The 8,517-nt window shown below is 61.7% G+C and carries 8 protein-coding genes; 3 read left to right on the forward strand and 5 right to left on the reverse strand.

What is annotated here, in order from left to right; translation table 11 throughout:
• Positions 1-129: 129 nt before the first annotated feature.
• Positions 130-1,803 (reverse strand): DEAD/DEAH box helicase, encoded by a 1,674-nt coding sequence (locus tag ACIPQ1_RS26100; RefSeq protein ID WP_014337279.1) that lies wholly within the window; start codon positions 1,801-1,803, stop codon positions 130-132.
• A gap of 486 nt (positions 1,804-2,289) precedes the next feature.
• A complete protein-coding gene (locus ACIPQ1_RS26105; protein WP_186705349.1) occupies positions 2,290-3,045 on the reverse strand; it encodes a spermidine synthase in 756 nt (251 codons plus the stop codon).
• A 140-nt stretch (positions 3,046-3,185) separates the two neighbouring features.
• Here ACIPQ1_RS26105 and ACIPQ1_RS26110 point away from each other — a divergent pair, with 140 nt between their 5' ends.
• Entirely contained in the window at positions 3,186-4,532 is a 1,347-nt protein-coding gene (locus tag ACIPQ1_RS26110) for a class II 3-deoxy-7-phosphoheptulonate synthase (RefSeq protein WP_446535030.1), read from the forward strand.
• A 127-nt stretch (positions 4,533-4,659) separates the two neighbouring features.
• On the opposite strand, the gene ACIPQ1_RS26115 is transcribed toward ACIPQ1_RS26110, so the two are convergent.
• Positions 4,660-5,889, reverse strand: coding sequence for a winged helix-turn-helix domain-containing protein (locus tag ACIPQ1_RS26115; RefSeq protein ID WP_411386881.1), 1,230 nt, complete (start codon positions 5,887-5,889; stop codon positions 4,660-4,662).
• Positions 5,890-5,953: 64 nt separating this feature from the next.
• A complete protein-coding gene (locus tag ACIPQ1_RS26120) occupies positions 5,954-6,172 on the reverse strand; it encodes a DUF1127 domain-containing protein (RefSeq protein ID WP_039588913.1) in 219 nt (72 codons plus the stop codon).
• Between the two features lie 97 nt (positions 6,173-6,269).
• On the opposite strand from ACIPQ1_RS26120, the gene ACIPQ1_RS26125 reads away from it, so the two are divergent.
• Positions 6,270-7,124: a LysR substrate-binding domain-containing protein gene (locus ACIPQ1_RS26125; protein WP_027912697.1), complete on the forward strand. Its 855-nt coding sequence runs from the start codon at positions 6,270-6,272 to the stop codon at positions 7,122-7,124.
• On the opposite strand, the gene ACIPQ1_RS26130 is transcribed toward ACIPQ1_RS26125, so the two are convergent.
• A complete protein-coding gene (locus tag ACIPQ1_RS26130) occupies positions 7,114-7,863 on the reverse strand; it encodes a sulfite exporter TauE/SafE family protein (RefSeq protein WP_446535031.1) in 750 nt (249 codons plus the stop codon). The two genes, ACIPQ1_RS26125 and ACIPQ1_RS26130, sit on opposite strands and share 11 nt — an antisense overlap.
• Positions 7,864-8,009: 146 nt before the next feature.
• On the opposite strand from ACIPQ1_RS26130, the gene ACIPQ1_RS26135 reads away from it, so the two are divergent.
• Positions 8,010-8,471, forward strand: coding sequence for a MarR family winged helix-turn-helix transcriptional regulator (locus tag ACIPQ1_RS26135; protein WP_053120491.1), 462 nt, complete (start codon positions 8,010-8,012; stop codon positions 8,469-8,471).
• Positions 8,472-8,517: the final 46 nt, after the last annotated feature.

The following is an 8,517-nucleotide window of genomic DNA, read 5'->3' on the forward strand; positions in this document are numbered from 1 at the left end:
ATTGTGGGAGCGAGCTTGCTCGCGATGGCGCCCACGCCACCTTCCTGAAGGAACACCAAACGACAGGCGAAAAAAATCCCCGAACCAGTCGGGGATTCTTCATGTTCGATCAATCAGCCCGAGAGCCGATCAATCTTCGCGGTAGCGACGCAGCTTGAGCTGCTTGCCAGCCACGCGGGTGTCTTTCAACTTGGTCAGCAACTTCTCCAGACCATCTTCCGGCAGCTCTACCAGGCTGAAGCTGTCACGCACCTGGATGCGACCGATCGCTTCGCGGGCCAGGCCACCTTCGTTGAGGATGGCACCCAGCAGGTTCTTGGCGGCGATGCCGTCACGGGCACCCAGCGCAGTACGGCAGCGCGCACGACCTTCGGCCAGCGGGATCGGTGCACGACGCTCGCGATCACCACGGTCCGGACGATCACCGGTGCGCTCAGGACGATCGCCACGCGGTGCGTTGTTCGGCACCAGGGGACGTTCCTTCTCGATTGCAGCCAGGTTCAGCGCTTGGCCATTGGTGGCCTTGCGCAGCAGTGCTGCGGCCAGGGCGCGTGGGGTGCAACCGATGTCGGCGGTCAGGCGATCAAGCAGATCACCGTGGGTCGATTCGGCGTCAGCCACCAGTGGCGACAGGCTGTTGGTCAGTTTCTTGATGCGGGCATCGAGAACGGCCTGGGCGTCCGGCAGGCGAACTTCAGCCACCTTCTGGCCAGTCACACGCTCGATCACTTGCAGCATGCGGCGCTCACGCGGGGTGACCAGCAGCAGCGCACGGCCTTCGCGACCGGCACGGCCGGTACGGCCGATACGGTGAACGTAGGACTCAGGATCGTACGGCATGTCCACGTTGAATACGTGGGTGATGCGCGGAACGTCCAGGCCACGGGCCGCGACGTCGGTCGCCACAACGATGTCCAGGCGGCCATCCTTGAGGGAGTCGATCACGCGCTCACGCTGGTTCTGGGCAATGTCACCGTTCAGCGCGGCGGCTTTGTAGCCTTTGGCTTCCAGGGCGCTGGCCAGGTCCAGGGTCGCTTGCTTGGTGCGTACGAACATGATCAGGGCGTCGAAGTCTTCCACTTCCAGCAAGCTGAGGACGGCGGACGTCTTCTGGTCAGCGTGAACCAGCAGGTGAGCCTGTTCGATCGCGGTGACGGTCTGGGTCTTGGTCTGGATCTTCACGTGTTGCGGATCGCGCAGGTGGCGCTCGGCAATGGCACGGATCGATTGCGGCAGGGTGGCCGAGAACAATACGGTCTGGCGAGTCGCTGGCAGGGCCTTGAAGATGACTTCCAGGTCATCCATGAAGCCCAGCTTGAGCATTTCGTCGGCTTCGTCGAGAACCAGGTGGTTCACGGTAGCCAGGACTTTTTCGTCACGACGCAGGTGGTCGCACAGACGACCCGGGGTGGCGACAACGATTTGCGCGCCGTTACGGATGGCTTTCAGTTGTGGGCCCATCGGGGCGCCGCCGTAAACGGCCACAACGGTAACGCCAGGCATTTGCTTGGAGTAGGTTTCGAAAGCGGTTGCTACTTGCAGCGCCAACTCACGGGTTGGCGCCAGGATCAGGGCTTGCGGTTCGCGCTTGGCAGGATCGATGCGATGCAGGATCGGCAGGGCGAACGCAGCGGTTTTACCCGTACCGGTTTGCGCCTGGCCAATCATGTCGTGGCCGGCCATGATGATCGGGATCGATTGCTGCTGAATCGCCGAAGGTTCTTCGTAGCCGGTCGCAGTGACGGCAGCAAGAATGTTCGGGTTGAGATTAAAAGCGGCGAAGCCGCCGGTTTCCTGGGTCATGGGTCTGCCTCTAAGTGCATCCGCAAAGACCCATGCTCCAAAGCTGCGCATGCCGTGTTGAGACTCAAGAGTCGCCCTGGCTGCTTTGTCGGCGGGGATTTGCGAAAACGAATGAATGGAAAAAGAACGTCGTGGAAGCATCCGTTGTGCGGACATGCAACCGAAGCTGACTTCGGAGAATTGCGCTACCTTGACGCGGCCCGGCTAAAGGCCGGCGCGCACTATACCGGAATTCGCCCAAAAAGGGAGCTTTTTTTATTGCCAAACCCCGCTATGGGGCTTGCTGTCCCAGGCCCGGGGACAGCCGGCTAAAACGGTTCACCTCCAGACGCCTCCGCCCTTGTGGCGAGGGAGCTTGCTCCCGCTGGGTCGCGAAGCGGCCCCCTTCAATTTCAGAGATCAACCCAGGCGTCTGCTTGGCAGCCGAGCGGGAGCAAGTTCCCTGGCCACAGGGGAACTCACCGGCCATAGGATTCCTGGCTTTGATCAGGTCGCCGGGCGAATGGCCTTGATCAACGACTGCAACGAATAGCCCAATCGCGGCGCCAACCCTTCGGCCCTGGCCACCAGCCCTTGCATATCCAGTTCCTGATCCAGGTCCGCCGGCACGATCAGGATCACGTTGCCCTCTTTCACCGGCAGCTCCCAATAATGCCGGTGGTACAAACCACGCAACAGCGCCGCGCCCAACGGCTTGCCGTCGTCGGTAGCCCATTGGTTGATCACCAGCCAGCCGCCGGGGTTGAGGCGTTTCTGGCAGTTTTCCAGGAACCGCCAGGCCAAGTGCCCGACGCCTGGGCCGACATCGGTGTAGAGGTCGACGAAGATCAGGTCCGCCGGCTCCGCCGTTTCAAGCAATTCCAAGGCATCGCCAACGCGGATATACAGTCGCGGATCGTCGTCCAGCCCCAGGTATTCGATGGCCAGGCGCGGCACATCGGGGCGCAGCTCAATGGCTTCGACATCTTCCAGCGGCAGGAACTTGAGGCAGGCCTGGGTCAGCGTACCGGCGCCGAGCCCCAGGAACAGCGCACTTTCCGGCTGCTCGTGACACAACGCACCGATGAGCATGGCGCGGGTGTAGTCGTATTCAAGCCAGCTGGGATCGGCCGTGAACACGCAGCTCTGCTCGATGGCATCGCCAAACTCGAGAAACCGGTAATCGGCCACTTCGAATACGCGGATCATGCCGAACTCGTCGTGCACCTCGGCGAGCAAATGCTCGACGCGCTCCTCAGTCATGTCATCTCCTGATGTTGCCGGCGGGTAGGGGCCTGCGCATTCGGGGCAAAGGCGCGATTGTCCGCGAAGCAAGCGGAACAGGTCACGCACTAATTTGCTGATAACATGAGCGCCCGAGCGTAAACCACCTAGAGATCATGATGAGCCAACCCTGGAGCCCTGACAGCTGGCGCGCCCTGCCGATCCAGCAGCAACCCCGCTACCCCGACGCCGCGCACCTGTTGCAGGTGGAGCAGACCCTGGCCAGTTATCCGCCACTGGTGTTTGCCGGTGAAGCCCGGGAGTTGCGCCGTCAGTTCGCCGAGGTGACCCAGGGCCGGGCGTTCCTGCTGCAAGGCGGCGACTGCGCCGAAAGCTTCGCCGAATTCTCGGCGGCCAAGATCCGCGACACCTTCAAGGTGCTGCTGCAGATGGCGATCGTCATGACGTTTGCCGCCGGTTGCCCGGTGGTCAAGGTCGGGCGGATGGCCGGGCAGTTCGCCAAGCCGCGCTCGGCCAACGACGAAACCATCGACGGCGTGACCCTGCCGGCCTATCGCGGCGACATCGTCAACGGCATCGGTTTCGACGAAAAAAACCGCGTCCCGGACCCGGAGCGGTTGTTGCAGTCCTATCACCAGTCCACCGCCACCTTGAACCTGCTGCGGGCGTTCGCCCAGGGCGGTTTTGCCGATTTGCACCAAGTACACAAGTGGAATCTGGATTTCATCGCCAATTCAGCCCTGGCGGAAAAATACAGCCACTTGGCCGACCGCATCGACGAAACCCTGGCATTCATGCGTGCCTGCGGCATGGACAGCTCGCCGCAACTGCGCGAAACCAGTTTCTTCACCGCCCACGAAGCACTGCTGCTCAACTACGAAGAAGCCTTCGTGCGCCGTGACAGCCTGACCAACGATTATTACGACTGCTCCGCCCACATGCTGTGGATCGGCGACCGTACCCGTCAGTTGGACGGCGCCCATGTCGAATTCCTGCGCGGGGTGAACAATCCGATCGGGGTCAAGGTCGGCCCGAGCATGGACCCGGACGACCTGATCCGCCTGATTGACGTGCTCAATCCGGACAACGACCCCGGCCGGCTGAACCTGATCGCCCGGATGGGCGCCAACAAGGTCGGCGAACACTTGCCGCCACTGTTGCGCGCCGTGCAACGTGAGGGCAAGCAAGTGCTGTGGAGCTCCGACCCGATGCACGGCAACACCATCAAGGCCAGCAGTGGCTACAAGACCCGGGACTTCGCGCAGATCCTCGGTGAAGTGAAGCAGTTCTTCCAGGTCCACGAAGCCGAAGGCACCTACGCCGGCGGGATTCACATCGAAATGACCGGGCAAAACGTCACCGAATGCATCGGCGGCGCGCGGCCGATTACCGAAGACGGGCTGTCAGACCGCTACCACACCCACTGCGACCCGCGGATGAATGCCGATCAGTCGCTGGAACTGGCGTTTTTGATTGCCGAGACGTTGAAACAGGTTCGGCGCTAGGTTCTTCTTCGGCGGTTAGACTGCTATCGCGAGCAAGCTCGCTCCCACATGGGATCGGCGGTGAACACAAGACTTGTGGTCACCCGAGATCCCTTGTGGGAGCGAGCTTGCTCGCGATGACGCCCGCTCAGTCACCATCAATCTGTGCCAATGCCACCGCCAACCGCACCCCACCCTCTCGCCGGCAATTGAGCTGAACCCGCTCCAGCCCCAACCACCGGGCCATGCGCCACAGGCTCAGTGCAAGAGCCTGCATCCCCTCCTCGTCCAGCCCCGGCGCCTCCTCGTGCACGGCATGCACCGCCAACTGTCCCAAGGCCCGCTCCGCCCGCAGATCGACCCGGGCGGCAATTCGTTCGTTGTGCAGAAATGGCAGGACGTAATAGCCATACACCCGCTTTTGCACCGGTGTGTAGATCTCCAACCGATAGCGAAAGTCGAACAACCGCTCGGTACGACCGCGCTCCCAGACCAGCGAATCGAACGGCGACAGCAAGGCACTGGCGGCAACTTTGCGAGGGATTTTCACCGCGGGTCGGCACCAGGCCGGTTGCTTCCAGCCTTGCACCTGGCAGCGCAGCAGTTCCCCAGCCTCCTCCAACTCGGCCAGGCGCCCGCGACTGTCGGCCGGGTCGAGGCGAAAGTAGTCGCGCAAGTCTTTCTCGGTCGCGATGCCCAGGGCTTCGGCGGCATGTACCAGCAAGGCGCGCTGGGCCTGGGCTTCGTCCGGCAGCGGTTGCTGCAGGATCGAAGCCGGCAATACCCGTTCGGGTAAGTCATAGAGCCGCTCGAACCCACGCCGCCCGGCTACCGTGACTTCGCCTGCCGCGAACAACCATTCCAACGCATGCTTCTCAGCGCTCCAGTCCCACCACGGCCCGGCCTTTTCCTGGCGTGTGGACAGACTGCCTGCGCCAAGAGCGCCCTGCTCCTGGACCGCCGCCAGGACGCGGCGGATGACATCCTGGCGTTCCTGGCCGAAACGCGCCAATTGCTGGTAGATCCCTTCGCCACCCGACGCCCGATTCATGCGCCAGCGCATCAGCGGATACATCGACATCGGCAATAGCGAGGCCTCATGGCCCCAGTATTCGAACAGCGTGCGACGTCGGCCCTGGCTCCAGGCAGCTTGATCGAGCAAATCGCGATTGTAGTGACCGAGGCGAGAAAACAGCGGGAGGTAATGCGAGCGCACCAACGCATTGACGGAGTCGATCTGCAGGACGCCGAGGCGTTCGATCAGGCGGTTGAGGCGCGAGGGTTGCACCGAAGCTGGCGACGACCGCCCATCGAATCCTTGGGCGGCCAACGCCAGACGCCGGGCCTGTTTGAGGGTAAAGGATACAGTCGCGGGCATGTAGATCTCCTTGTCTGCTCGCAACCTACCTCACCAATAAGGGGTTTGTGTAGGAAAGGATGGCTCATTTGTGCATTGGGTCATCCCAGAATGGCCGAACCACTTCCTGCTCTACATCGGCACGACTCACGCCAATGTCCTTGAGCGCCTCGTCGCTCATGCCGGCCAGCAACTCACGTTCGTGGTGCAATTCGTACCAGCGACTAACCTTATGCAGCAGAGCACTGACCGAGAAGCCGTGGGAGAGTTTGTCTATCAGTAGATAACCTTTTTGACCTTTCATCGTGATGTCCTCCGTTGGGGATGGCTCAAGTCTCGCGCTAACGCTAAGATCAATCCAACGAATGTTTCTTATGCAATACATCTCGGAGATTGATCAATTGTCGAGTTACCCGAGCATCGATACGGAAGTGCTGCGCACCTTTGTCGCCATCGCCGACCAGGGCGGTTTCACCCGGGCCGGGGAATTGGTCAATCGCACTCAGTCTGCCGTGAGCATGCAGATGAAGCGGCTGGAAGAAGACGTGTTGCAGCGACGACTGTTCGAGCGTGACGGGCGCCAGGTCAAGCTCACCGCCGAAGGCCAGGTGCTGCTGGGTTATGCCCGGCGGATCCTCAAGCTGCACAGCGAGGTGTTCAATACCCTGCGCGAACCGCACATGGTCGGTACGGTGCGCATCGGCACGCCGGACGATTACGTGATGCGCTTCCTGCCAGGCATCCTGCAACGCTTCGCCCAGTTCTACCCTTTGATCGAAATCGAAGTGCACTGCGAATCGTCCAAGCAGTTACTGCTGCGCCAGGACCTGGACCTGTCCATCGTCACCCGTAAACCGGGGGACGAGATCGGCCAGTTGCTACGCAAGGAGCGCTTTGTCTGGGCCGAAGCCGCCTGTTTCAACGTCCACGAACAAACACCGCTGCCGCTGGCGATGTTCAACAGCGATTGTTTCTGCCGGCAATGGGCGTGCAACGCATTGGATGCCATGGGCCGCGATTATCGCGTGGCGTACAACAGCTCGAGCCTGTCGGCGCTCATGGCGGTGGTGGGGGCCGGCCTGGCAATCACGGCGCAACTGGAAAGCCTGCTGACCCCGGACATGCGCGTACTCGGCGAGGCCGAAGACCTGCCGGAACTGCCCGAGGCCAGCATCATGCTGATCCGCAACCTGCACAACCCGTCGCCGATCACCGAGTGCCTGGCCGAACACATCGTCGAAGGTTTCAAACTTTAAGGGCGAGCAGCACCGCGCACAGCACCAGGAAACCGCAGAACAGCCCGCGCAACAGCCGCTCTGGCAGCGCGTGGGCGACTTTCACTCCCCAACTGATGCTCAGCAGGCCACCGATGGCCAGCGGCAGGCCGATGCTCCAGTCCACTTCGTGGTGAAACGCATACGTGGCGAGGGTCACGCCAGTACTGGGCAAGGCCAGCGCCAGGGACAAGCCTTGGGCAACCACCTGGGTGGTGCCAAAAATGCTGGTCAGGATCGGCGTGGCGACCACGGCCCCACCGACACCGAACAGACCACCCATGGTGCCGGATGCGGCCCCCAGCACGGCGAGCCATGGCCAGCCATGACGCATCTGCGCCGATGCCGGTGCAGTGGCGGCGAACATGCGGACCAGGTTGTAGAGTGTCAGCGCGATGAGGAACGCTACGAAACCGATCCGCATGCGGTCCGCGTCGATCCCCACGGCCCAGATCGAGCCGAGCCAGGCAAAGCAGAAGCCCATGGAAGCCAACGGCAGGACATGGCGCAACTCGATGCGATTGCGCTGGTGATATCGCCACAACGCAAGCATGACGTTGGGCACCACCATGACCAGCGCCGTACCTTGGGCCAGTTGCTGGTCGAGGCCGAACCAGACGCCCAGCACCGGAATGGCAATCAGGCCGCCACCGATCCCGAACAATCCTCCCAAGGTGCCCAAAACGGCACCAAACAGCAAAAACTGCACAAATTCGAACAAGACGATTCCCCTTTCCTCAGGGCGCATATCCTACGCAGTCGGCGGCAGCGGGGAAACGGGACATCTGATCAGGTCGTCAGAATTATCTGGCGCATTAAAGATTTGCCCGCTAGATTCATAACGATCATTGATTTGAAGGTTTTGCCATGAACACCCTGCGCGACACCCCCGAAGCCTGCGAAGCCCTGCTGCTCGACAACCAGGTCTGCTTCGCCCTGCACTCCACGTCACTGCTGATGACCAAAGTCTATAAACCGCTGCTACAGGCCTTGGGCCTGACCTACCCGCAATACTTGGCGATGATGGTGCTGTGGGAAAAGGACGGATTGACCGTCGGTGAAATCAGCACACGCTTGCTGACCGACCCCGGCTCGTTGACGCCATTGCTCAAGCGCCTGGAGGCCGAAGGCCTGTTGAGCCGCACCCGCAGCCGTGAGGACGAACGCGTGGTGATTGTCGAACTCACCGAACAGGGCCGTGCCCTGCGGGAAAAAGCCCTCGACATCCCCCAATGCATCCTCGCCGCCAGCGGCCAGACCCTGGAGCAGCTGAAGAAGCTACAGCTTGACCTGCAGGCGCTGCGCGGGCATTTGCAAGACAGCCTCTAAAAACACCGCTAACCCCCTGTGGGAGCGAGCTTGCTCGCGAAAGCGG

It is taken from the genome of Pseudomonas sp. LARHCG127 (assembly GCF_052871455.1).

Bases quoted from the DNA above. Each gene is read 5' to 3' on its own strand.
- ACIPQ1_RS26100 (WP_014337279.1), bottom strand. From the start codon at position 1,803: ATGACCCAGGAAACCGGCGGCTTCGCCGCTTTTAATCTCAACCCGAAC.
- ACIPQ1_RS26105 (WP_186705349.1), bottom strand. From the start codon at position 3,045: ATGACTGAGGAGCGCGTCGAGCATTTGCTCGCCGAGGTGCACGACGAG.
- ACIPQ1_RS26110 (WP_446535030.1), top strand. From the start codon at position 3,186: ATGAGCCAACCCTGGAGCCCTGACAGCTGGCGCGCCCTGCCGATCCAG.
- ACIPQ1_RS26115 (WP_411386881.1), bottom strand. From the start codon at position 5,889: ATGCCCGCGACTGTATCCTTTACCCTCAAACAGGCCCGGCGTCTGGCG.
- ACIPQ1_RS26120 (WP_039588913.1), bottom strand. From the start codon at position 6,172: ATGAAAGGTCAAAAAGGTTATCTACTGATAGACAAACTCTCCCACGGC.
- ACIPQ1_RS26135 (WP_053120491.1), top strand. From the start codon at position 8,010: ATGAACACCCTGCGCGACACCCCCGAAGCCTGCGAAGCCCTGCTGCTC.